Raw genomic sequence first — 21,723 nt, 5'->3', positions numbered from 1 at the left:
TGTTTCCTGAATATCAGGGGAGGTCAGGCTTTCTTCTGCTGCATATGCAGGTGTGAGTATCAAAAGGAAAACAAGAATTATTGCTGAAAAAAACCTGGCATGGAAAGACACAAAAAACCACTCCTCTGAAATGGATAAAAATATCAGCGCATGTATCAGCGCAATGTTGCTATTTTATTACTTTGATCGCAGGGGTGTCTCCTCTCAGAGCCTTTTCCCCTATCTGCAAAAGAGCCATTAGATCCTCTGCACTTATTCCGGCTTCAGATCTCACAGGTATATTCCGGACAGCAGGTATTTCAGAAACCACAACTATTTCCCTTTTAGCCTGTGCAGAAGTTCTCTTTTTTACAGGTGCCGAGAAAACGCTCTCTGTTTGAATCGCTCCTGCATTTTGGCCGCTGAGGTCTGATCTCAGGGTCCTGAGAAGTTCATCCTCCTCACGTGTCACCCACGCAAGGATCTCATCTCCGGGGCCTTGGGCCGCTTTCGTATCAGTCTGAGCTGTCCATGGCCTTTCAGATTCAACTGCAAGAGGTATGGTCGAAACCAAGACAATAAAGAGCGCTATCCCAACGCTTTTGATACTCATGGTGACTGCGGATCTGCTGAATATGTTTACTGCCGCAGCATGATCGTTTTCAAGTTTCTGAGTCAGGTCTTCTCTTATCTCACGTACCTCTGCTGAAAGGCAGTCTGCTTCCACAAGAGCAGAATCCCACCTTCCGGTCTCGCAGGCGGTGGAAAGTCTGTCCAGCCATCTTTGTATCCTTGAGATCTTCTTTTTCATCCGGTGCCTCCTCCATGCCCATGGGGATGTTTAATTATTATCCCGTATTACATGGCGGAAGTGGCTTCATCTGCATTTAGCCACTTACGTAATTTGGCCATAGCTTTCCTGCGGATCCGGTAAATGTGGCTTATGTCAAGATTTGCCTCTTCAGCAACCTCTTTGGCCATTCTGCCTTCGATCACAAGAGCCTTTACGATATCTGCCTCTCTCTGGGACAAGCTGTTCAGGGCCTGCTCAAGATCAAGAGTCCATTCGGACTTGTCTGCATGTTCAGACAGAGATCCGGTCAGTGGAGCTTCATGGATAAAAACCGTCTCATCATCGACCGGGATCGGAGCCTTTGCTTCTACACGCTGAATGAAATTTATCATCCCGCCCTTTATCTTGTAATAGGCATACGTAGAAAAACAGTTGTTTCTTTCTACGTCAAAACGGTCGACAGCTTTGATAAGAGAGACCATACCTTCCTGAATCAGGTCGGGATAAGTACCGTATGGAACTTTAAGTTTTTTCGCAAGCCAATAGACCATAGGCCTGTATGCAAGGATAAGTTCCTCCCGTGCTTCCTCATCTCCGTTGGAACACCTTAACCACAGTTTTTTTTCTGCTTCTGGTCTATTCTCGTCATTCCCTGTCGTAACTTTCTCGGGATCGCTTTTCAAAGGCATATCCTCGTTTCGCGTTTTTTATACAATCTATGCAACTACACCTACATTGGTGATTCTACCATTAATCTATGAAATCTACCACGGCAGAGGAATATCTTTGATGCAATCGATCTTTGTCCTCAGGTGGATTGTGTCGTTGAAAAAAACTATGAAAGCTCTATTTTTCCTGTCTACACCGATACCTGAAAGAGAACAGTTGTCCATTTTCATCTTCCAGAACACATTCCCTCTCGGTATCTTTATCAGAGGGAGCAAAAGAGCTCTGAAAAGTGCTCCATGTCCAACTACTACGACATGTTCATCTTTTAGTGCCAATATCTTCGCAGCACAGCCTTCAGCCCTTTTATACACCAGATCCGCATCTTCTCCGTTTGTTGCAGTAACGTCGATTTGTGAAGCTTTCCACTTCTCGAAGAGATCTTCTCCGTATTTTTCCTTTATCTGGGGTACTGTAAGCCCCTCCCACGCACCAAAGTCGACCTCTCTAAGTTCATCCCACGCTTCCACGCTCTTGATTCCTATAGTTTCTGCAATGATGACAGCCGTCTTCATCGAACGTTCGAGCGGACTCGATATGACCCTGTCAACAGATTCGCATGAAAGACGCAGCGCAGCCTTTTTTGCCTGTTCTTCTCCCTCAGGTGAAAGAGGTACGTCTGTTATGCCCTGATAACGGAACATCTTGTTCCACTCTGTGATTCCATGTCTTACAAACGTTATTTTTCTTTTGATGACCAAAGAAAGTCCCGGTGTTTCAAGGACACCCTCCTTGTTGTTTGAAGCTGAGCTATGACTTTTTAACACTATCATGATCCCCTTTGTACGGTCTTAAGATTTGTGAAGCGGCGATTTCAAATGCGGCTGAGCAATGGCTGAGCCGTCGCTGAGCAATTGCTTAGCCATCGCTTAACTGTAATTCATAAACAACTGCTTGCCGATTGCTTGCCCGTCCCTGCCGCAGTTTCACCATTGTTCTCCAACACCAGAAATTCTAACAGATAGCGGAGTTGTTTCACAGGAACGATGGATCATTTTAAGTGAGCTGAACTACAAAAAAACCCCGGTCACATTGACCGGGGTTTGTATTTTTTCGAGTGGAGCCAGCGTCCGGATTCGGACCGGAGACCTGCGCATTACGAGTGCGCTGCTCTACCAACTGAGCTACGCTGGCCTCTAAAATAATGGCGGTCCCAACGAGATTCGAACTCGTGTCGCCGCCTTGAAAGGGCGGTGTCCTAGGCCTCTGGACGATGGGACCGCAAAAAAATGGTGAGCCGTCCGGGACTCGGACCCGGGACACCCGGATTAAAAGTCCGGTGCTCTGCCAGCTGAGCTAACGGCTCAAAAATGTACATCACGATGGGTAATTTTACAGGTTTTTACGAGAAAGTCAATAAGGACTTGCTAAATTATATATTATGATCAGGATTTTTTATTTATTATCATCTGTTTTTCCGCAAATCCCGCAGGCACATTCTGTAACTTCCAACTGTTCTTTGAGCCAGTCCTCTGCAGGGTGATACCTCCAGCCAAGCCATGTAGCAACCTGAAGATGAAGACATTTTACAGCATGAGGGACATCCCGCCAATTTATTCCTCCGACCCCGGTAGGGATATCTGTCTCTTTAGCAGATATGCTCTTCCTCAAAAGAGCGTATCTTTCATGCCATATGGAAACTTCTGTATGTCTGGTCATGAACAGTCCTTCCAGTTCGCCTATCTTCTGGAGCGATTCCAGTTCACCGCATTTACGGTCTAAAAACGGACATGTCAGCCAGAACATTGTTGGGAAAGGAGTTCCTCCCCTTCGGTGAGGCCTGCATACCAGTACCTGTGGAAATTCATAAGAACATCTTGCCGCCACAGCATAGATAATCGAGAGATCGAAACGCCGACGGCTGTTCCTTTTTCTTAGAATGGCAATATCACCGCCACTCAAAGGTGTCCAAAAAGCCGGCGGATGATCTGCCGCCGGCTCCTTAAAGGAATCTTTTTTTATCATTTCCCCGACACTATTTTTTGCCGGTTTGTCCGGTTCCGGTTCCGGTTTTTCTTTTAGTGCTGCGGACTTCTTTTGATTTACTGAGGTCGGCAATTTTTTCATCGCTGAATTTGAGAAATGTAGTAAGTTTCTTCTCAAAGTCATCTTCACGGTAGACCGGTCTGGCGGGAGGCTCTTTGATTTGAAGCGCCTTTATAGAAAGGTCTATCCTGCCCTTTTCATCGATCTTAATAACCTTTGCGGTTATTTTCTGTCCGACTTCCAGAACGTCCTCAACCTTTTTTACATAGTTGTGAGACAGTTCTGATATGTGGACCATCGCCTTCTGTCCCGATTCGAGCCTGATAAACGCGCCGTAGGCGGCAACGTGCTCTACAGTTCCGTTAAGCACATCCCCCACGCTTACTCCTGATGCTGCGGGTACCTTATCTACCATATGCGGTTCTGACCTCCAAGAAAAATATGTCTCCGTTCTGCACGGAGTCTTTAAAAAAATATCATGGAGCGCATTTTACCATAATAAATAAAAATAGCTACTCCATTTGTTGTATAAAACAGCCTACCTGTGCTGCAGCGCTTTGTCTATCGCTTCGACAACTCTCTCTGCCTGGACAGGCTTTATAAAAAAGTCGGCCGCACCTGCTCTTATGGCTTCAACAACTAAATGCTGCTGACCCATCGCCGCGGACATGACCACCCTGGCCTCCGGATAATTTTCTTTGATTTCCTTGAGAGCTTGTATACCACTCATCTCAGGCATCATGATATCCATCGCTACGACATCAGGCTTGAGTTTCCGGTATAGACCAAGAACCTCTTTACCGTTCTCTGCCTCGCCGATGACATCATAACCGTTCCGAAGGAGCAGGTCTTTTAGTATCGAACGCATATAGGCCGAATCATCGGCGATGAGGATTTTTGCCTTCAAGATATCACCCTCCCTAAATTTTTAACGAGAGACTGCTATGCCAAGCTCCTCTAAAAACAGCGGGCTGAGGACCTTGATGTATGTTCCTTTCATCCCAAGGCTCCTGCTCTCTATGATACCAGCGCTTCCGAGTTTTCTCAATGCGTTTACTATAACGCTTCTCGTTACACCGACTCTGTCTGCAACTTTGCTTGCTACAACAACACCCTCTGACCCGCCCAGATCTTCGATTATGTGTCTGACTGATTCAACTTCAGAGTATGATAGGGCTCTCATGGCCATCTGGACCACAAGACGCTCACGTCCGCGTTCTTCTATCGATTTTCCTCTGTCGTTAAGTATTTCCAGTCCTACCACTGTACCAAGGTACTCGGCAAGGACAAGGTCCCTTGTGTCGAACTGACAGCCAAAACGGGCAAGTATAAGTGTTCCCAGCCTTTCCCCGGAACCATTGATCGGGACAAGAAGCACATGCTTGTTTGAGTATGTGCATGGCTGATCTGCATAGGCGCAGAGGCCGTGGTCCGTGTGATTCAGTATTGACTCGTGGAACGAGTTTACCTTTTCAACGTAAGCGGCCGGCATTGCACCGTCCAGAAGCTGGTCTGCCATTATTGGGCAGTCATATTCGCTTATCCAGGCGTAGCCCAGTATCTTTCCGTCTTCGTTGATAACGTAGACGTTAGCTGCTGAGAGGTCTGACATAAGTCTTGCAAGTTTGGGATAGTCGGGAGTTCCTCGATCCTTGCGCGACTGGAGAGCACGGCTGACTATCCGCGTTTTCTCAAGAAGATCCTGCATTGCGGCAGGATTCATGATTTTGGGTCTTGCTTCAATAAGTTCTTTCGGTGTGTCCATTGCAACAACTTCCTTCCCTGTTTTTTCTATTTTTTAAGTATTACTCGTGTGCTCTCGGGTGGTGCTCCATATAACTTCTCTTCATCTGTTCCGCTGTAATAGAGAGGTATCTTTGAGTCGCGGCTATGCTTTCGTGGCCTAGGAGTTCCTGGACGACCCTCAGCGGAGCTCCGCGTTCAAGCAGATGTGTCGCAAAACAATGCCTCAATGTATGCGGTGATACTCCGTAGATCCCTACCCGCAAAGCAGCTCTTTGTACCAGTCTGTGCACTGTTCTGACTGTAAGCCTTTCTGCTCCCTTTTCTGATATGAACAGAGGTCCTTTGGTTCCTTCTTTTGAAAGGAGGCTCCAGTCCTCAAGGAGTTCTTTGACGCTCGGACCAAATGGTACAAGCCGTTCCTTTGAACCTTTGCCTAACACTCTGATCATCCTTTGATCTGTCTCTATGTTTTCCCAATTAAGGTCTATCAATTCAGATACACGGAGACCTGAACCATAAAGCAGCTCAAGTATCAGCCTGTCCCTCTGATAGTGTTTACCATTTTCAGGCCCTTCTACAAGAAGCTTTTCTGTCTCCTCATATGACAGAGCTCTTGGAAGGGACGACGGCAACTTGGGTCCCTTAAGTCCTGCTGCAACACCATACTCAAGTATTTCCCTCGAAGAAAGCCAGCTTATGAAGCCTCTTACAGCGGAAAGCTTTCTTGCAGCGGACGATTTTGCTATGCCGAAACCTATGATATTTGAGAGGTAGACTCGGACTGACTGAGAATCTATCCCAGAAACATCTGAGATGTCCTGTCTCAGCAAATACTCCCTGAACTGCTCTAAATCGACCCTGTAGTTAATAACAGTGTTTTTTGAGCGGCCTCTGGATTCCATAAATGCTAAAAACTGATCGACATTTTCTGATATGTTTTCTGCCATGAATGGTATTCTAGCATGTAGAGTTGAAATTTCAAGCGAATTTTAAGAAAATTCACAAGATACAAGCATTTGTTTACTATTCAGTCTAAAAAGCTGTAGGAGACAGGGTTCTCTGTCTCCTACAGGGAATCAATAGCAAATCGGTGGCAAGTCAATTGGTTGGTTCAAAAAATTAGTTATTTAGTTATAGGGAAGGTTCAAAGTGCCTGAATCCCGGATCTCAGTGAGAGGCCAGGTTCTCAGATCCAAACAACTGATTCACAATTGACTCCCCCATCGATTTGCAATTGATCATCAATTGATTCCCGCAGCACGATTTTTGCCACAGTCTCTAACAATCGATTCCCAATTGATTTCCAATTGATTTGCTATCGACTCCCAAGGCGTAATCTCCATCCTGGCTACTTATCGCTGTTAAATAACTCTGCGTGCGATTTGATAAAGTCGCGCATCGCGCCTATCGCCCTTTCATGATAAGCCTCGCAGCGTTCAGTGCGTCTTTTGATCTTCTTTCCCTCAAGTTTTGGGAATATTCCAAGATTTACATTCATTGGCTGGAAAGTTTTTGGAACGGCAGTCCTAAGGTAATTCAGAAGTGATCCTATTGCAGTCTCAAACGGGAAATCCGGCATTGAAACCTCTCTGAGCTGTGCAGTCATGAATAGTGCAGAGGCCAGCCCCATTGCTGTGCTTTCAAGATATCCCTCGACACCGGTCATCTGCCCGGCCAGGAATGTATCCATTTTGCCGACCGGCCTGAGGTATCCGTCAAGAACAGTAGGCGCACATACAAACAGGTTCCTGTGCATTACTCCTTTACGGATAAATTCAGCATTCCTGAGCGCGGGTATCATTCGAAAGATTCTCTCCTGTTCGCCCCACTTCAGGTTGGTCTGGAAGCCGACCATGTTGTAAAGAGTTCCATCTTCGTTGTCCTGCCTCAGCTGCACAACAGCAGTGTATATCCTCCCGTTTTTTTCATCAGTGAAACCTACAGGCCTGAGCGGACCGAAAAGAAGGGTCTTTTCTCCCCTCTTTGCGATCACTTCCACAGGCAGACAGCCTTCGAAGTGTCTCATCTCTTCGTTTTCGAAACTGTGTTTTGGAGCAGTCTCGGCGGCCACCAATGCCTCCCAGAAAGCATGGTATACATCCTCGTCCATTGGGCAGTTTATATAGTCTCCGCTCTCGCCATATCTGTTTCCTCTGAATGAATGTTCGGGATCTACGCTTTCAAGCGTCACTATCGGGGCGACAGCATCGTAAAAATAGAGGAGGTCTTCGCCAACCAGTTTTTTAAGGCTTTCCGCGAATGCATCGCTTGTCAGCGGTCCTGTCGCAATAATGGAAGGGCCTTCCGGAAGTTCGGTCATCTCTTCTCTTATGACCTCTATGTTTGGATGAGACGAGATCGCTGAATCGATAAGGCGTGAAAAGACATCTCTGTCAACAGCAAGCGCGTTCCCTGCAGGAACTCTGCTTTTCTGGGCACAATCCATTATGAGACTGCCTAAGAGGCTTAGTTCTGATTTAAGTATACCTGCAGGGGTGGTCGGTTTTTCCCCTCCAAAAGAGTTGCTGCATACCAGCTCACCAAGAAAAGCCGTTTCATGTGCTGGAGTCTTTTTTTCAGGCCTCATTTCATAAAGCCTGACATGAAATCCTCGCTGCGCAAGCTGCCATGCTGCCTCTGAACCGGAGAGTCCTCCTCCTGTTATTGTTATCTTTTTACATCTCTGTATCTGCATTTTCAATTTCTGCGGGATCTGTAACTGCAGCTTCCTGGTCTGCCGTTCCGGGTTTTTTCCACGAAATGAAGTCACATTCAGGATATCTCGTACAGCCGTAGAACATCCTTCCCTTGACCTTTCCTTTTGCAGCGCGTCTTCTGACAAGTTCGCCCTCTCCGCATTTGGGACATTTGATCCCGGTCGTCCTGACGATGTTCCTTGTATATTTACATTCGGGATATCCGGAACAGGCAATGAATTCTCCGAATCTTCCGCTTTTGACAACAAGATCTTTGCCGCATTCCGGGCACGGTTCACCTACCATCTCAGGTTCCGGCTTCATACTCTCAGCATGGGCTGATACGTCGTCAAGAACAGGCTTAAAGCCGTTCCAGAATTCTCCGACTACTTTCCTCCACCGGAGTTCCCCCGCCTCGATCTGATCAAGCTCATCTTCCATCATCGCAGTAAAGTCTACGTTTATAAGGCTTGAGAAGTACTTTACAAGAAAGGTGTTTACAAGCCTCCCCAGTTTTGTGGGGATGAGTTTTTTGTCTTCTTCGCCTCGGTCGACATAATTTCTCACCGTGAGCGTGTTGATTATCGCGGCGTAGGTCGAAGGCCTTCCGATACCTTTTTCTTCAAGCGCTTTGACAAGACCGGCCTCTGTATACCTCGATGGCGGCTGGGTGAAGCGCTGGTCCTTTATTATCTTGTCAATAAGAAGAGTCTCCCCTTCAACAGCCGGCTTCATGTCTGCATCTTTGACTCCCAGCGGGAACACCTTTCCCCATCCGTCAAATACGACTACCGCACCGGACTGTTTGAGCAAGTAATCTCCGCTGACACATGTCAGGGTTGTCCTTGCAATTATTGCAGGCGCCATCTGACTTGCTATGAAACGGCTCCATATAAGTTCATAAAGCCTGTATTGCTCAGGCGTCAGGCAGCCTTTTACAGATTCCGGAGTGATAAACGGGTCTGTTGCCCTGATAGCTTCATGGGCATCCTGAGATCTCGCCTTTGAAGCATAGATATTTGTGCTTTTGGGTAAATATTTTTTACCGTAGTTATCGAGAATGAATTGTTTAGATGATGCAACTGCCTCAGGAGATATTCTCAGACTGTCGGTACGCATGTATGTTATGAGCCCGACCGGTCCTTTTCCCGGGATGTCAATGCCCTCGTAAAGGGACTGAGCTATCCGCATCGTCCGGCCCGGTGCAAAACCGCATCTTCTGGATGCTTCCTGTTGGAGGGTGCTGGTCTTGAATGGCGGCAGGGCAGACTTGGGACTCTCTTTTGTTCTGAATTCCTCTACCTTAAGCTCTGATTTGTTTATCTCGTTTTCGACACCCGCAGCCTCTTTTTCATTATGGACGGAGAGCGGCTTGCCTTGATATTTATCAGCTCTGAGCCTGTATTTTCTCTTTCCGTCCGTACTGCTGCTTTCAACATCTATCAGCCAGTACTCTTCGGGAATAAATTTGTCGATCTCGTCTTCGCGCTCACAGATTATCCTTAGCGCTACTGACTGGACCCTTCCCGCAGAGAGGCCTCGTTTTACCTTGTTCCACAGAAGGGGGCTCAGCTGATAGCCCACAAGCCTGTCAAGAACACGGCGAGCCTGCTGAGCATCAACTTTATCTATGTCTATTGAGTCAGGATCTTTTACAGCGTCGGTGACCCCATGCTCCGTTATCTCCTGCATCCTTATCCTGCATTCCGACTTCGGGTCTATGTCAAGGAGAGAAGCAAGATGCCATGCTATCGCCTCTCCCTCTCGGTCAGGGTCTGATGCCAGAAGAGTTCTGCTGCTGACCTGCGACGCTCCTTTGAGTCCGCGTATCAGTTCCGCTTTGCCCCTGACCTGGATGTAGTCAGGTTCAAAGTCATTATCGATGTCTATGGCGATACGGCCCTTCGGAAGGTCTCTTACATGTCCTACGCTTGCAAGGACCTTGTATCCATTGCCCAGTATCTTTTCCAGAGTTTTGGCTTTTGCCGGGGATTCGACAACTACAAGGATCTTCCCCTCATACTGCTTGAAATTCTGTTTGCCGTTCTCTTTTGAAGAAGACTTTTTGGATGCTGTTTTTTTTGCAGTTTTAGTTGATGCTTTCTTTTTGACAGGTTTAGTGCTGGTTTTAGTCTTTTCTTCCACAGTTTTATTGGTCTTCTTTTTGGCAGCTGGTTTTGTGGTTTTGGCTTTTACTTCAGCAGCTTCATCGATCATCTTTTTTTCTTTAGTCCCATGAACAGTCGCCATTTATTACACCTCTCTCAAACATTTGCGCTATACCGGCCTGAGCCCGAAGAATATATTATTCCTTTTGCAGACAAAATTGCAATTATTTTTAAAATGCCGGCGGCGCTCATTTTAACCTCAAGAGCGATGTTGTCAACTGTCTGCCCTCCGCCAAACCTTAAAACCTTCAATATTTCCTCTTCTTCATGTGAAAGGTCAATGTCAGACACCGGATCCGCCTTAAGATCATTATTGGAAAATACTGCAGATGCCCTTGTATTTGTCTCGAAGAAATCCTTCAGATCTATGAGGGGATAAGCTCCGTCAAAAATAAGCTTATTGCTTCCGAATGCCGATTCTTCGTCTATCCTTCCAGGAACTGCCCATACTTCCCTTCCAAGCTCTGCTGCAAATCCGGCAGTTATCATAGCTCCGCTTTTGAGAGGCGCTTCGACGACTATCAGCTTTGAAGAAAGGGCTGCTACTATTCTGTTCCTCCTTGGAAAGTGCCATTGTTCCCCCTGGCTGCCGATCGGGAATTCTGATATAAGTGCCCCGCAGTCTCTTATTTCTCTGAATAGGTTTGCATTTGACTGGGGGAAATATACATCCGCTCCTGTACCGAATACTGCAAATGTTTTTCCTCCTGACGTACAGGCTCCCATGTGTGCGTTCCCGTCTATGCCAGAAGCTCCTCCGCTTATGAGGGGGATCCCTGCATGTGCGCAGTATTCACCTATCCTTAAAGCTGTTCTTCTTCCGTATGTACTTGCCCTTCTTGTTCCTACGGCTCCGATACACTTATGAGGTATCCGTTTTTCGCTTCCGTGCCAGTAAAGTATCAGTGGCGGATCGTTAAGATCATTTAGCTTCGCAGGGTAATCTTCGTCTTCTATTCCGACAGCCCGTATGTCCAGCTTCAAACATTTCTCCATTTCAATTTCGGCCCATCTCATGTCAATTTTTGTCTTGATCGCGACAATTGTCCTCTCTGTGATGCCAAGCTCTGTAAAAAGTTTTGCGTTGCATTTCCAAAGCTCGTCGTGGGATATCAGTCCTCTTTTTAGGGCAAACCATAATTTTCTTCCCTGGCCTTCAAGGCTGTTAAGGAGAAGAAGCGTCTTTAAATTTTCATCCAAGAGAGAGCTTCCCCTTCCCTGTAACTCAGAGCCTCTGCAACATGTTCAAGTTTTATTTCTTCTGAAGCGGAGAGGTCGGCTATTGTCCTCGATACCTTGAGGACTCTGGAAAGCCCCCTTCCCGAGAGCCTTACGCGGTTCAGTGCCTGGAGCAGAAAGCTTTTTACTTCCGGGGTCAGCGCTATGTTTCTTCGAAGCAGTTTTTCAGGTATCTCTGAATTTGATCCGATCCCATACTTGGACCACCGTTTTATCTGGATCTCCCGTGCCGCTCTCACCCTTTCAGCAACTTCTGCACTGCTCTCGCCGCATTTTCCCTCCAGTGAAACGAGCTCTTCCGGCAAAAGCCTGGGTATAGAAATGTGAAGATCTATCCTGTCCAGAATGGGGCCTGAAAGACGCCTTCTGTATCTGTCAAGGGCTGAAGGTGAACATGTACAGTGTTCAACTGGATCTCCCGCGAAACCGCAGGGACATGGATTGCAGGCAGCGACCATGAGCACCTTTGCCGGATAGACAACACTGCCCGAGGCGCGGCTTACAGTTATCTGGCCATCCTCCAGCGGCTGTCTGAGCGCCTCAAGGACATCCCTGGTGAACTCAGGAAACTCGTCCAGGAAGAGCACTCCTCTCGAGGCCAGGCTTATCTCGCCCGGTCTTAGTGTGGTCCCTCCGCCGCAGAGAGCAACAGCGCTTGCAGTATGGTGCACAGATCTAAAGGGTCTCTCCCTGACAGATGAGATCGAATTCCCGACAGTACTTCTGAGAAGAAGCACCTCCATAAGCTCCGGATCGGAAAGGGGAGGAAGTATCCCTTTAAGTGCCCTTGCCAGAAGCGTTTTACCCGAACCCGGAGATCCGACCAACAGAAGGTTATGATGGCCCGCCGCCGCGATCTCAAGCGCCCGCTTGGCAGCAGACTGCCCTTTGATGTCGGAAAAGTCCGGATCTGCCTGGGGGGGAGTAAAATCAGCCTCGCAGTAACCGACACAGGCGAGTTCGATCTCCCCTCTCAAATGCGCAAAGAGATCTCCAAGCGATTTCACCCTCCATGCAGATACCCCTTCGACCAGACTGACCTCTTCAGCGTTTTCTTCCGGCAGGTAGATATCCCATCCCTTTTCCCGGGCAAGAAAAGCCGCGGGTACAGCTCCCCTGACTTTTCTGAGCCTTCCGTCGAGCGCAAGTTCGCCTATGAAGAGGGATGGCTTTTTGACCTTCACTCCGCCCTGCACACAAGCTATTGCGACTGCGATAGCAAGATCAAGCAGTGCTCCCTCCTTTGGCACGTCAGCAGGAGCAAGGTTGATCGCCACTCTCCCCCGGAGCGTTATCCCTACGCTCCGGAGAGCGGCCCTGACTCTTTCTCTGGCCTCTCTGACGGCAGCGTCAGGAAGACCTACCACTGATATGTTGAAAAGTCCACCGGTTATCTCCACTTCCACCTCTACCGGAACCGCCTTGACTCCCCGAAGCGTTATACCTGAGACAGAGTTCATAGTATTCCCTCCGTGATATCTTTGATATGTTCTATAGAGGGTCCACTGCCCTCTTTAAGCGTGATAGCAACTAGATCTATACGCCAAAAACCAGTGTAATTTCTGTTTTCTGTCCATATCCTGGCGGCTTTTTTAAGTTTTTTTATTTTTTCAGGTCCTACTGTACATTCAGGCGGCATGAGCCAGCCAAAGCTCCTGGTCCTGACCTCAACAAAGACGATCTCATTGCCGTCATCGGCAATGATGTCTATCTCACCATGCCTGCAGCTTACATTTTTCGCTATGATCCTGTATCCGATGTGGGTGAGGTACTCTGCCGCCTTTTCTTCACCATATTTTCCTGTCTGCAGGTGAAGCGGGAGCTTTTTGGAAGGGTCAGACTGATCTTTCCCGGAAGATTTTTGAGTGGAGACTTTATTTCTTTCTTGTAATGAGCGTTTTAGAGCCCTTTCAAGGCTCATACCGCTGTTTCCCTCGAGACTCCTTTGAAAGAGACTCTGTGGATCGGTGAAGGGCCAATTTCCATCAGTATCCTTCTGTGTTCGGCTGATGGGTATCCCTTGTGGGCGCTGAAACCGTACTCCGGGTAGAGTTTGTCCATGGTGCGCATTATCCTGTCCCTCAAAACCTTTGCTACGACAGATGCGGCAGCTATGGCAGGCACCCTGTCGTCTCCTTTGACCACACATCTCTGATATATTCCAAGTCCGGGAATATACGTACAGCCGTCGACCAATACTATGTCCGGTTCGGAATCCAGGCGCTCTACAGATCTCTTCATGCACCATAGAGAGGCCTGGAGTATGTTTATCCTGTCTATCCTATGCGGTGACGCGGCCTGCGCCCTCCACTTTATCCCGCACTCACACATCCTGCAGAAAAGATCTTCTCGCCTTGACGGTGAAAGTTTTTTTGAATCTTTCAGACCTTTTGAAAGAAGATATTGTCTCTGTTCTTTAGTAAGGATGACCGCAGCTGCAACAACAGGCCCGGCAAGCGGACCTCTGCCTGCTTCATCTGTTCCTGCGGCAACTATCCCAGCTTTTCCAAACATTACTTGAGGCTCTCCCACAGCGGCGGATCTCCCGGTCTTTCAAGGCTCATCCTGCCAAGTCTTCCTGTGGCAAAAGCGTCTATAAAAACCCTGCCTGCGCTTTCAATGTCCACAAGACCTCCCGGCAGCAGTTTGCCGAGCCTTTTGCCTACAGATTCAAGAATATCCGCCGGAGTCCCCTCAGGCTTGATTCCCCAGGCTGATTCAACGCCCTGCCAAAGATTTTTTGTGATCAGGAATGATATGCATTCTTTTGCATGATCTTCCCAATTGCCTATTACCTGACCTCTTGTAGCGCCTATCCATGAAATGATCCGGTGTGCCCTTGCGTCGCTGTGAGGATCAAGTATCCCGGGTGAGTCGACCAGAAGGAACCCTTCTCCCTTGAACCAGGAGACTCCCTTGGTTATTCCGGGTATCCCGCCAACAGGGGCAGCTTTTCTTCCTACCAGCTGATTGATGAGCATAGATTTTCCAACGTTTGGGATGCCGACCACCGCCATCCTGAGATCCCGGAAGGCCGGTTTCTTTTCCGTCAGCTCTTTCCGTATCTGGCTGAGCCCTCCTTTGCGGAGATCCAGCGGCCATGTTGGAAGATTTTTTGATTTCAGATGATCTGTCCATATTTTAGTGATATTGGGATCAGCAAGATCCGCTTTTGAGAGGATGGTCCATATTTTTATTTTAGGGGCAAAGATGTGAAGGAAGGGCGACGAAGAGAGGTTCGGCGCTCTCGCGTCCCGAACCTCTAAAATAAGGTCAATATTGGCTGCAAGCGCCTCAAGCTGGCGCTTGCCCTTTGCCATATGCCCGGGGAACCATACAGTCCTGCCCATTTATTCGATCAGCCCTATCCGGTTGAGCGGCCAGTATCTGAAAACAGCGGGTCCCCGGAAGAAATTTCTCGGGACAAACCCCCAGAACCTGCCATCCTGCGAGTTCGGCCTGTTGTCTCCCAGGCAAAAATAGCTTTTCTCAGGAACTGTTTCCGGCAGCATGTCAAAAGTGTCTTTGTTTTTCACGTATGGCTCAAATACTTCTTTGTCGTTGACATACACTGTGCCGTTCCTTATCTCTACCTTGTCACCGGGAAGACCGATGATCCGCTTTACGAAATCCCTTCTAGGGTCCACCGGGTACTTGAAGACGGCTATCTGTCCCCTCTTTGGCTCAACTTTGGGCATCGCGTACCAGAATTTGAGCACGAGCACACGATCTCCCACTTCAAGAGTGGGTATCATCGATCCGCTTGGGATCCAGAAAGCCTGAATAACAAAGGTCCTTAGGATAAGGGCAAGCACAAGCGCCCAGAAAACTGTCTCTATCGTTTCACGCCACCATGGTTTAGGCATAACATTGATTCCTCCAATATAAATTAGAAAAAGGACAAGCAGCGCAACTAGACTGATGGCTCTTTTCCCGGTCAACATTTTAATTATACTGCTCTAACGCTTCCTCCAACGCCTCGATCTCCGCTATATATGACGCTCCGCCCTCAAGCTCAGGCAGGATCTTGCCCGAGGGTCCGAACTCAAGGGATACTCTGTTCAGCCCTCCCGGATTATAAACATCCACCACAGGGCCGGTCAGTCCGGCAGTAAAGGCAGCTATTGCACTTGCCGTGGAACCTGTACCGCATGAAAGGGTAAGGTCTTCAACCCCTCTCTCATATGTAATGACGTCAAGACCTGCTTCATAAGTTGACTTTGGTGAGACAAAATTAATATTTGCCCCTTCCGGGAAAAGGTCTGTCCGTAAACGTATCGCCCTGCCGATCTTCCTGTATTGATCTTCAGAGTCAAGGCGCGTCTTTTCAAATATTACTGCATGAGGAACGCCGACTGTCAAAAAAGTATAGTTGAAATCATATCCTTCGACAGAGGCGGGAACATCGTGAACAAGGCTTGAAATATTTACAGGAGAAAGTTTGAGGGTCGTTCTTGCATCCCTTACACTGGCATCCACTCTGCCGCCAATGGTTTCAAAGGTCATCTCAGGTTTTTTTACTATGCCTTTAAGAAATGCATATCTGGCAATGCACCTTGCCCCGTTGCCGCACATCTCGCCCTCTGTGCCGTCGCGGTTGAACAGTCTCATTTTGAAATCATGGGCTTCCGATGGTTCCGCTGCAAGGATACCGTCTGCGCCCAGTGACTCTCTCCTTCTGCAAAGAGCCTTTGCATACATGGAAAGCGTTTCCCCGCTGTACTTAAGCTCCATATTGTTTATGACGAGGAAATCGTTTCCGTTGCCGTTCATTTTTGTGCACAGGATCATCCGGCATTCGACCCTTCGTTTGTATTTTGCCAACGGGAACTATTTTACACCAAATGCACTGACTTGTGGGAGCGGCATCCAGTCTGATATCCCATCATGGCTCCTCCTGCTTTGCCGATATCAGGAACAAACGTACCATCATCGGCAATTTTGCTGACAATATCTGGCACGAATTCTGGCACGAAACTTGAAATATTGCCACTAAGCAAGTATAATTCCATCCGATGCACAAAGCGGGCGATTAACTCAGCGGTAGAGTGTCACCTTCACACGGTGGAAGTCGTTGGTTCGAACCCAATATCGCCCACCAAGCCAATAATCCACACGTTTCCATATACCCAAGAAACCCTGCCCACAGCAGGGTTTCTTGCTTTTTCAAGTAACCACAGATAACTATAAATAACCGCTGTTATCCATTCAATACTGTATAATTATTTGTATAAATACGTAATACGGTCACAGTATTTTATACGGTGGAGGGGATATTATGGCTCTGACTGAGATCATCATAAAGAACGCAAAACCCAAAGAAAAACCATACAGCCTTTCAGATGGACGGGGATTGATCCTCGACATCAGGCCTAACGGAAGCAAATATTGGATCGCGCGTCTTTGGATCGACGGAAAAGAGAAACGCAAAAGTCTCGGAACCTACCCTGGAGTCAGCTTAAAAGCTGCAAGGGATAAGAACTATGAAATAAGAAAAGAGGATAAAAGGGGCCCTTCCGGAGAGTATTCTTTTAAGGAGCTTGCAGTTGAATGGTTTAACTCCGTCATCCTTCCTGATAAAAGCAAAAACTATGTTAGGACCGTAGAATTGAGGCTGAATAAATATCTGCTCCCCGAGTTTGGCAATAGAAACCTGAATGAAATTACTCCTAACTCAATCCTGCTTTTTTGCAGACAAATTGAAAAAGAAGGACTTATAGACACTTCCCACAGATTACGCCAATTTATGAAACAGATCTTTGATTATGCCATTACAACTGACAGAACTCTGGTCAATCCCGCATCTGCCATATCAAAAGCACTGCAGCCGCACCGCCAGGAACACTATGCAACAGTCGTTGACAATGAAGATATTGGAGCTCTGATGCGCAGCGTCTATGCCTATCCTCAAAGATTAGTACGGTATTTGATGATAATGTCGGCTCTGACGTTTGTCCGTCCCGGCGAAATTCGGCAGGCCGAGTGGAAAGAATTTGATCTCAACAAAAAAGAATGGCGCATACCAGCCGAAAAGATGAAAGAGAAAAACGAACATGTTGTTACACTATCAACTGAGGCGATAAGGGTATTGAAAGAACTCCAGGCAATATCGGGAAACAAGACCTGGCTCTTCCCTTCTCCGCGCGGAGGCGGCCGACATTTAAGCGATGGGGCCGTCCGCATGGCCTTAAGATCAATGGGGTATGAGAAAGAAGATATGACAGCTCATGGGTTCAGATCGATGGCCAGTACCATCTTGAATGAATATGAATGGCCGGCGGATGTCATCGAGCACCAGCTGTCACACGTTGACAGAAACACTATAAGAAGAACATATAACCGCGCTCAGTACATGCCTCAAAGAACTGCCATGATGGAGTGGTGGGGAGACTTTCTAATCGCAGTACGGGATAAGAAAGATATCCCGTTAAAACCTAATATTAATATATAAGTAAACAGTTGTTCAAATCTTTTAAGGACCACACCAAGAACCCAGTTATTCTAGATACGGCAATATCTTTAACACTAATTGTATTAAAATTATTAGCTCCTATGTAAATTAAAACAAATTGTATTTTAAACTTAAAACTAAACCTCTATTATTGCTAATGTGATTTTAATACCCTATAATTATAATATTTATTTTAATATTGCTTAATGGGCGGTGAATCTTTATGGTAACCAGTAAGCCAAATTACAACATTAGCACTCTGATTAATAATATTGATAAATTTTATAAAACCATAAATGACGATATACATAATAGCAACATTTCATGGGAACACTGTTATAATATTTTTCAAAAAACACACTGGAACATGCTAAAAAATGGTCACAAAATTAGTGACTTATCAGATGATGATATTGATCTTCTCTGTTTAAATTTAGCTTTCTACCTTGCAAGCTGGGGAATGCTTAGAGGGAGTAGTTTTTTATATTTCAAGGATTATAAAATTCACAAATTTGCTGTGGAAACTATACTCAAGCCTGAATACGATGAATTATGGTTAATTGATTATAATAATGAAAAAACTGATAATCATATTATTAATCTTATTTTTAATGCAAGTCAAGAAATAAAAGCTTGCTATAGACCTAATAATCCAACAGAGACATTATTAACTAAAATAATGATGGGGACTTTTGGATGTATTCTTGGATATGACACACGAATAAAGAAGAAACTCGAAAAACTTGGTTTAACAAAATCATTTAATAAAGAATCTATCAAAGAACTATTTACGCTATATAGATATAACAAACTACTATTAAACACAAAAAAAAATCGAAACAATTCATCCGTAATCGAGTATCCACCAATGAAATTGATTGATATGTGTTTTTGGCAAGATGATTAATATGCTAAATTTAAAAAAATGATGCCCCGATCACAAAATATCGGGGCATCATTTTTTAAAATCTAATAATATCGTATGTAATCCCAATACCTATAACAACATCGCCGGTGTGAACAAGCCCTCCGAAGATGCCTATTCCCCATCGTTTCCTCTTTTCTTTTGCAATCTTTATACCTAAAACAGTATTATTATCAGCAAGAGTTACTACCTGCTCCTGCCATTCAGATCGTTCCTGCAGGCGATTCTCATTGAGTTCTTTAACGGCAGTGATGAGCCTGTCTATCTGAATATCTTTTGACGCTACGATGCCCTGTAAGACCGTTATCTCAGCGGATTGGGTGTCTATAAGCTCCAGGGTGTCTCTGCCGTCTTTAAGGGGCACCAAATAGGCACCCTCAGTTAAGATCGTTCCCGGCGTTGCCGTTTTGATTTTGCCTGGATTCCCTGTATTCGCCGATGCGGGCATTCCATGCAGCGGCAACAGCATCATTATCAAGATCAGTAATAGCTTTAACAGCTTTGCGTTTCGCATTGCGAACAACCTCCTCTTCCTGGGATCTTTCACGATTGATGTCCTGGATAAGCTCATCTATGCGTGCTGCGGATATATCTGCTGATATAGCTGCTGCTGGAAACTGGACCATGTGTTCGGGCTTCACTGTCCTGTGAGTGACATAGAAGAATGCAGCACCGACGGCTAAAGCTGCGATCAGGATCAGCAGTGCCCATTTATTCCCGCGGATCCAGCTCTTGATTTCCATTATTCGTATTTCCATCAGGATTATCTCCCTGGAGATTATTTATGTTATTTTGTTGGCCAAATGGATCGCTGCCGTAAAAGCTGCCTTGTCCATACCGTTGCCACAGGATCTTGTCTATCAAGTCATCTGCCCATTTACGCCCCCTGGAGAGGCCCACAAACAGGACGAACATTGCGCAGATATGATTATTGCGGCTGAGCCAGAGGGCCCCCAGAACAAGGGTCATACCGTAAATCAAATCGCTGACCAGTCCGGTGATCAGCTTGGCCAGCGAGAACGGTTCTTTCTTCCAGTGTCTTTCTATGTAGCCACATAGGGAGATAATGACCGAAGCTATCATGTATGGCACATAGATAATTAATATCTTTTGGAGTGACTCCCATGCGTTATTCCATTCACTCTGGCTCATCATTTACCCCCTCACCGCAAATTTTTGCTCCAATTCTCAATGCCTCTGCCGAGCGCTGCGGCGATACCCGGATAATTAGCCGGATCACCAAGCCACGCTTCTTCCTGTTGGTTACTTAAGAAGGCCAGTTCAAACAATACTTTGGGCAACCTTGGGGGAGCTGCTTTTAAGACTAGAAGATCCGCCTCTTTGTCCAAGTCTCCGTCACGAAGATCAGCCCGAAGTCTTATCTGGGGAAATGAAGTTCGATAGCTCCTCAGAAGTTCGTCTGCCAACAGGTCAGAAGTGTCTTGCCCAGGCAGAGTAAAACACTCACAGCCGTTTGCCCTCGAATCAGCGACTGAATTGCAATGGATCGACAGCATCAAGTGAACCTGCAAACGGCCTGCCATAACTCCCCTTGCTCTTAAGTCTGATGACCGATCAGATTTGATAATGCACTGGTCGGTTGTCCTGGTAAGGTATGCCGTATGTCCATGAGCTTCCAGCCAGCTCTTTAATACATGGCCCACACGGAGGGTGGTAATTCGCTCTTCTATTCCTAACATGCGTCCTTTGGCCCCGGTGTGAGGAATTCCATGTCCGGGATCGATAAGGATCTTCATTTTGCATCAACTTCTTTCATAAAAATTCATTTGTTTATTTCAGGGAATAAAAAAAGCAGCCCCATAAACGGCTGCTTTTTAGAATATGAGTAGAGGCAAATTACCTTCAGTGTCACTTATGCTTGTTAGACAACTTCCTCCGCAGTCCAGGACAGAACACCGTCAGTGAAAGACGGAACAGCCTTGTATGTCTTCCCATCATTTGTGTCCTGCTTGGTCAAAAGACCATCGACATAGATCTTGTCGGCTTTAAGTATCAGAGCGTCATATACTGCATTTTGTGTTGGGGCAAGCCCTGTCTCTCCGTCTGCAATTGCATCTGATAACGTGATCGGATTTAGCATCACCCAGTTCGTTCCGTCATAGATGAAAAGATAGACTCCGTTCGTCGCAATGACATTTGTGGAGATCGCGGAACCGTTATAGTAAATCGCCTTTGCTCCCGTGCTGTTCACGTTTAAAGTTGCTCCGCTCGCGCTGTTTCCGTTGGTAAATTTGACGGCGATAAGACACCCGGCTTCAAGCGCGAAATTCGTAAAAGACGCAACCTTCGCCGCTGTTCCCGCTGCTGTTGAACAGGTTAAAAAGTTGGCAAACAGGAGTTTCAGCTTTTTGTCGATTTCAGTCATGTTCCAATTCATATCGACGTCCCAATTAAGATCTCCTGCGTCGTGTTTCCTGAGGCTGTAGTTTGTCGTTGTGGAAAGTGCCATTATTACACCTCCATTTTTTCTTTGATATATTTGACCGCCTGCTCAACCGTTGAATCGTAGTCTGTGGCAGGGGGTATTGTGAAGATGTTTTCTCTTCCGTTTCTGAACTCTCTTTGGAGGCTTACACTTATTTCATTGAAATTCCCGTTTTCAATCCATCTTCTGACAATAAAGTGCTTTCCCCTGCGAAGCAAGGCAAGGCACCTAGTCAAAATTCCTTTACGCTGTTCATCATTGAATACGCTGAGCACTCCGAAGAACATCATGTGGGACAAAAGCAAAAGGGGACCTTCATTGGTGATGATATCTTCTTGTTCCAACAGACTGAGATATTCACACAAGCCCTGGTAGGTTTCATCCGTTTTACCCTCCCATTTTCTGCCTCTAAATATTCTGTCCAAACCGACTCCGAACACCGGGATAAATACAGAATCGGCCGGATCAATAAGAAGCTGCAGGGATGTATTTATCTCTGTAATCTTTCTTGCAATTTCAGCTTTACCTGTATTGCAAGCACCGCATATATAAATACTCATATCATCCC

At 46.5% G+C, this 21,723-nt stretch carries 25 protein-coding genes and 4 tRNA genes; 3 read left to right on the top strand and 26 right to left on the bottom strand.

The features are described from left to right. Positions 1-169: 169 nt before the first annotated feature. From CVV54_04555 to CVV54_04460, 20 genes are all read right to left on the bottom strand, one after another. Positions 170-790, bottom strand: coding sequence for a hypothetical protein (locus tag CVV54_04555; GenBank protein ID PKL04753.1), 621 nt, complete (start codon positions 788-790; stop codon positions 170-172). 47 nt (positions 791-837) lie between these two features. Then, positions 838-1,461: a flagellar biosynthesis protein FliA gene (locus CVV54_04550; GenBank protein ID PKL04752.1), complete on the bottom strand. Its 624-nt coding sequence runs from the start codon at positions 1,459-1,461 to the stop codon at positions 838-840. Between the two features lie 75 nt (positions 1,462-1,536). After that, on the bottom strand, positions 1,537-2,271 hold the full coding sequence (locus CVV54_04545) for a recombinase (GenBank protein PKL04751.1): 735 nt from the start codon (positions 2,269-2,271) through the stop codon (positions 1,537-1,539). 285 nt (positions 2,272-2,556) lie between these two features. Then, positions 2,557-2,632: transfer RNA gene (locus tag CVV54_04540), tRNA-Thr, on the bottom strand. Between the two features lie 11 nt (positions 2,633-2,643). Next, positions 2,644-2,719, bottom strand: a tRNA-Glu gene (locus CVV54_04535). A 9-nt stretch (positions 2,720-2,728) separates the two neighbouring features. Then, positions 2,729-2,804: transfer RNA gene (locus tag CVV54_04530), tRNA-Lys, on the bottom strand. An 89-nt stretch (positions 2,805-2,893) separates the two neighbouring features. Further along, on the bottom strand, positions 2,894-3,565 hold the full coding sequence (locus CVV54_04525) for a DUF501 domain-containing protein (GenBank protein ID PKL04750.1): 672 nt from the start codon (positions 3,563-3,565) through the stop codon (positions 2,894-2,896). Further along, positions 3,474-3,899 carry an RNA-binding protein gene (locus CVV54_04520; GenBank protein ID PKL04749.1) on the bottom strand — a complete coding sequence of 142 codons (426 nt, stop codon included), beginning with the start codon at positions 3,897-3,899 and terminating at the stop codon, positions 3,474-3,476. Before CVV54_04520 ends, CVV54_04525 begins: the two co-directional genes overlap by 92 nt. A gap of 123 nt (positions 3,900-4,022) precedes the next feature. Then, complete coding sequence (locus tag CVV54_04515) at positions 4,023-4,391, bottom strand: two-component system response regulator (protein ID PKL04748.1); 369 nt, start codon at positions 4,389-4,391, stop codon at positions 4,023-4,025. A gap of 21 nt (positions 4,392-4,412) precedes the next feature. Further along, the gene (locus tag CVV54_04510) at positions 4,413-5,249 is read right to left on the bottom strand and encodes a GTP-sensing pleiotropic transcriptional regulator CodY (protein ID PKL04747.1); all 837 of its coding nucleotides are present in this window, start codon (positions 5,247-5,249) and stop codon (positions 4,413-4,415) included. Positions 5,250-5,289: 40 nt separating this feature from the next. Beyond that, entirely contained in the window at positions 5,290-6,177 is an 888-nt protein-coding gene (locus CVV54_04505; GenBank protein PKL04746.1) for an integrase, read from the bottom strand. 401 nt (positions 6,178-6,578) lie between these two features. Then, positions 6,579-7,925, bottom strand: coding sequence for a methylenetetrahydrofolate--tRNA-(uracil(54)-C(5))-methyltransferase (FADH(2)-oxidizing) TrmFO (locus CVV54_04500; GenBank protein ID PKL04745.1), 1,347 nt, complete (start codon positions 7,923-7,925; stop codon positions 6,579-6,581). Continuing rightward, a complete protein-coding gene (locus CVV54_04495; protein PKL04744.1) occupies positions 7,906-10,176 on the bottom strand; it encodes a type I DNA topoisomerase in 2,271 nt (756 codons plus the stop codon). Before CVV54_04495 ends, CVV54_04500 begins: the two co-directional genes overlap by 20 nt. Before the next feature lie 14 nt (positions 10,177-10,190). Beyond that, the gene (dprA, locus tag CVV54_04490; protein ID PKL04743.1) at positions 10,191-11,294 is read right to left on the bottom strand and encodes a DNA-protecting protein DprA; all 1,104 of its coding nucleotides are present in this window, start codon (positions 11,292-11,294) and stop codon (positions 10,191-10,193) included. Further along, positions 11,279-12,793 carry an ATP-dependent protease gene (locus CVV54_04485; GenBank protein PKL04742.1) on the bottom strand — a complete coding sequence of 505 codons (1,515 nt, stop codon included), beginning with the start codon at positions 12,791-12,793 and terminating at the stop codon, positions 11,279-11,281. The genes dprA and CVV54_04485 overlap by 16 nt, the downstream gene beginning before the upstream one ends. Further along, positions 12,790-13,254, bottom strand: a complete 465-nt coding sequence (locus CVV54_04480) for a hypothetical protein (protein ID PKL04741.1) — start codon at positions 13,252-13,254, stop codon at positions 12,790-12,792. Before CVV54_04480 ends, CVV54_04485 begins: the two co-directional genes overlap by 4 nt. Continuing rightward, positions 13,251-13,829 carry a ribonuclease HII gene (locus CVV54_04475; protein ID PKL04879.1) on the bottom strand — a complete coding sequence of 193 codons (579 nt, stop codon included), beginning with the start codon at positions 13,827-13,829 and terminating at the stop codon, positions 13,251-13,253. Before CVV54_04475 ends, CVV54_04480 begins: the two co-directional genes overlap by 4 nt. Positions 13,830-13,846: 17 nt before the next feature. Beyond that, the gene (locus CVV54_04470; GenBank protein PKL04740.1) at positions 13,847-14,683 is read right to left on the bottom strand and encodes a ribosome biogenesis GTP-binding protein; all 837 of its coding nucleotides are present in this window, start codon (positions 14,681-14,683) and stop codon (positions 13,847-13,849) included. Continuing rightward, positions 14,684-15,199 carry a signal peptidase I gene (lepB, locus tag CVV54_04465; GenBank protein PKL04878.1) on the bottom strand — a complete coding sequence of 172 codons (516 nt, stop codon included), beginning with the start codon at positions 15,197-15,199 and terminating at the stop codon, positions 14,684-14,686. Between the two features lie 79 nt (positions 15,200-15,278). Further along, positions 15,279-16,124, bottom strand: a complete 846-nt coding sequence (locus tag CVV54_04460) for a diaminopimelate epimerase (protein PKL04739.1) — start codon at positions 16,122-16,124, stop codon at positions 15,279-15,281. Between the two features lie 235 nt (positions 16,125-16,359). Here CVV54_04460 and CVV54_04455 point away from each other — a divergent pair. The 3 genes from CVV54_04455 to CVV54_04445 all read left to right on the top strand — a co-directional run bounded on the left by CVV54_04455 (position 16,360) and on the right by CVV54_04445 (position 18,691). Beyond that, positions 16,360-16,434: transfer RNA gene (locus tag CVV54_04455), tRNA-Val, on the top strand. A gap of 177 nt (positions 16,435-16,611) precedes the next feature. Next, positions 16,612-17,784, top strand: coding sequence for an integrase (locus tag CVV54_04450; GenBank protein PKL04738.1), 1,173 nt, complete (start codon positions 16,612-16,614; stop codon positions 17,782-17,784). A 223-nt stretch (positions 17,785-18,007) separates the two neighbouring features. Next, positions 18,008-18,691, top strand: a complete 684-nt coding sequence (locus tag CVV54_04445) for a hypothetical protein (protein ID PKL04737.1) — start codon at positions 18,008-18,010, stop codon at positions 18,689-18,691. Positions 18,692-18,746: 55 nt separating this feature from the next. Here the strand turns inward: CVV54_04445 and CVV54_04440 are convergent, their stop codons facing one another. The 6 genes from CVV54_04440 to CVV54_04415 all read right to left on the bottom strand — a co-directional run bounded on the left by CVV54_04440 (position 18,747) and on the right by CVV54_04415 (position 21,715). Beyond that, entirely contained in the window at positions 18,747-19,076 is a 330-nt protein-coding gene (locus tag CVV54_04440; protein ID PKL04736.1) for a hypothetical protein, read from the bottom strand. A 10-nt stretch (positions 19,077-19,086) separates the two neighbouring features. Beyond that, positions 19,087-19,467 (bottom strand): hypothetical protein, encoded by a 381-nt coding sequence (locus tag CVV54_04435; GenBank protein ID PKL04735.1) that lies wholly within the window; start codon positions 19,465-19,467, stop codon positions 19,087-19,089. Continuing rightward, complete coding sequence (locus CVV54_04430; protein ID PKL04734.1) at positions 19,421-19,861, bottom strand: hypothetical protein; 441 nt, start codon at positions 19,859-19,861, stop codon at positions 19,421-19,423. Before CVV54_04430 ends, CVV54_04435 begins: the two co-directional genes overlap by 47 nt. Before the next feature lie 11 nt (positions 19,862-19,872). Continuing rightward, the gene (locus CVV54_04425; GenBank protein ID PKL04733.1) at positions 19,873-20,466 is read right to left on the bottom strand and encodes a hypothetical protein; all 594 of its coding nucleotides are present in this window, start codon (positions 20,464-20,466) and stop codon (positions 19,873-19,875) included. 125 nt (positions 20,467-20,591) lie between these two features. After that, entirely contained in the window at positions 20,592-21,179 is a 588-nt protein-coding gene (locus CVV54_04420) for a hypothetical protein (GenBank protein ID PKL04732.1), read from the bottom strand. Positions 21,180-21,181: 2 nt separating this feature from the next. Continuing rightward, on the bottom strand, positions 21,182-21,715 hold the full coding sequence (locus CVV54_04415; GenBank protein PKL04731.1) for a hypothetical protein: 534 nt from the start codon (positions 21,713-21,715) through the stop codon (positions 21,182-21,184). Between the last annotated feature and the right edge of the window lie 8 nt (positions 21,716-21,723).

The organism is Synergistetes bacterium HGW-Synergistetes-1, from assembly GCA_002839185.1.
Taxonomy (GTDB): Bacteria; Synergistota; Synergistia; order Synergistales; family Synergistaceae; genus Caenicola.
Note: the sequence above shows the minus strand (reverse complement) of the source record. Positions and strands in the feature narration are given on the sequence as shown.

What these genes read in the sequence shown, in the direction of transcription:
- CVV54_04415 (PKL04731.1), bottom strand. Translation starts at nt 21,715, where the DNA reads ATGAGTATTTATATATGCGGTGCTTGCAATACAGGTAAAGCTGAAATT.
- CVV54_04545 (PKL04751.1), bottom strand. Translation starts at nt 2,271, where the DNA reads ATGATAGTGTTAAAAAGTCATAGCTCAGCTTCAAACAACAAGGAGGGT.
- CVV54_04425 (PKL04733.1), bottom strand. Translation starts at nt 20,466, where the DNA reads ATGAAGATCCTTATCGATCCCGGACATGGAATTCCTCACACCGGGGCC.
- lepB (PKL04878.1), bottom strand. Translation starts at nt 15,199, where the DNA reads ATGCCTAAACCATGGTGGCGTGAAACGATAGAGACAGTTTTCTGGGCG.
- CVV54_04430 (PKL04734.1), bottom strand. Translation starts at nt 19,861, where the DNA reads ATGAGCCAGAGTGAATGGAATAACGCATGGGAGTCACTCCAAAAGATA.
- CVV54_04460 (PKL04739.1), bottom strand. Translation starts at nt 16,124, where the DNA reads ATGATCCTGTGCACAAAAATGAACGGCAACGGAAACGATTTCCTCGTC.
- CVV54_04555 (PKL04753.1), bottom strand. Translation starts at nt 790, where the DNA reads ATGAAAAAGAAGATCTCAAGGATACAAAGATGGCTGGACAGACTTTCC.
- CVV54_04435 (PKL04735.1), bottom strand. Translation starts at nt 19,467, where the DNA reads ATGGAAATACGAATAATGGAAATCAAGAGCTGGATCCGCGGGAATAAA.
- CVV54_04520 (PKL04749.1), bottom strand. Translation starts at nt 3,899, where the DNA reads ATGGTAGATAAGGTACCCGCAGCATCAGGAGTAAGCGTGGGGGATGTG.
- CVV54_04420 (PKL04732.1), bottom strand. Translation starts at nt 21,179, where the DNA reads ATGGCACTTTCCACAACGACAAACTACAGCCTCAGGAAACACGACGCA.
- CVV54_04445 (PKL04737.1), top strand. Translation starts at nt 18,008, where the DNA reads ATGGTAACCAGTAAGCCAAATTACAACATTAGCACTCTGATTAATAAT.
- CVV54_04505 (PKL04746.1), bottom strand. Translation starts at nt 6,177, where the DNA reads ATGGCAGAAAACATATCAGAAAATGTCGATCAGTTTTTAGCATTTATG.
- CVV54_04510 (PKL04747.1), bottom strand. Translation starts at nt 5,249, where the DNA reads ATGGACACACCGAAAGAACTTATTGAAGCAAGACCCAAAATCATGAAT.
- CVV54_04470 (PKL04740.1), bottom strand. Translation starts at nt 14,683, where the DNA reads ATGGGCAGGACTGTATGGTTCCCCGGGCATATGGCAAAGGGCAAGCGC.
- CVV54_04525 (PKL04750.1), bottom strand. Translation starts at nt 3,565, where the DNA reads ATGAAAAAATTGCCGACCTCAGTAAATCAAAAGAAGTCCGCAGCACTA.
- CVV54_04500 (PKL04745.1), bottom strand. Translation starts at nt 7,925, where the DNA reads ATGCAGATACAGAGATGTAAAAAGATAACAATAACAGGAGGAGGACTC.
- CVV54_04495 (PKL04744.1), bottom strand. Translation starts at nt 10,176, where the DNA reads ATGGCGACTGTTCATGGGACTAAAGAAAAAAAGATGATCGATGAAGCT.
- CVV54_04480 (PKL04741.1), bottom strand. Translation starts at nt 13,254, where the DNA reads ATGAGCCTTGAAAGGGCTCTAAAACGCTCATTACAAGAAAGAAATAAA.
- CVV54_04450 (PKL04738.1), top strand. Translation starts at nt 16,612, where the DNA reads ATGGCTCTGACTGAGATCATCATAAAGAACGCAAAACCCAAAGAAAAA.
- CVV54_04550 (PKL04752.1), bottom strand. Translation starts at nt 1,461, where the DNA reads ATGCCTTTGAAAAGCGATCCCGAGAAAGTTACGACAGGGAATGACGAG.
- CVV54_04485 (PKL04742.1), bottom strand. Translation starts at nt 12,793, where the DNA reads ATGAACTCTGTCTCAGGTATAACGCTTCGGGGAGTCAAGGCGGTTCCG.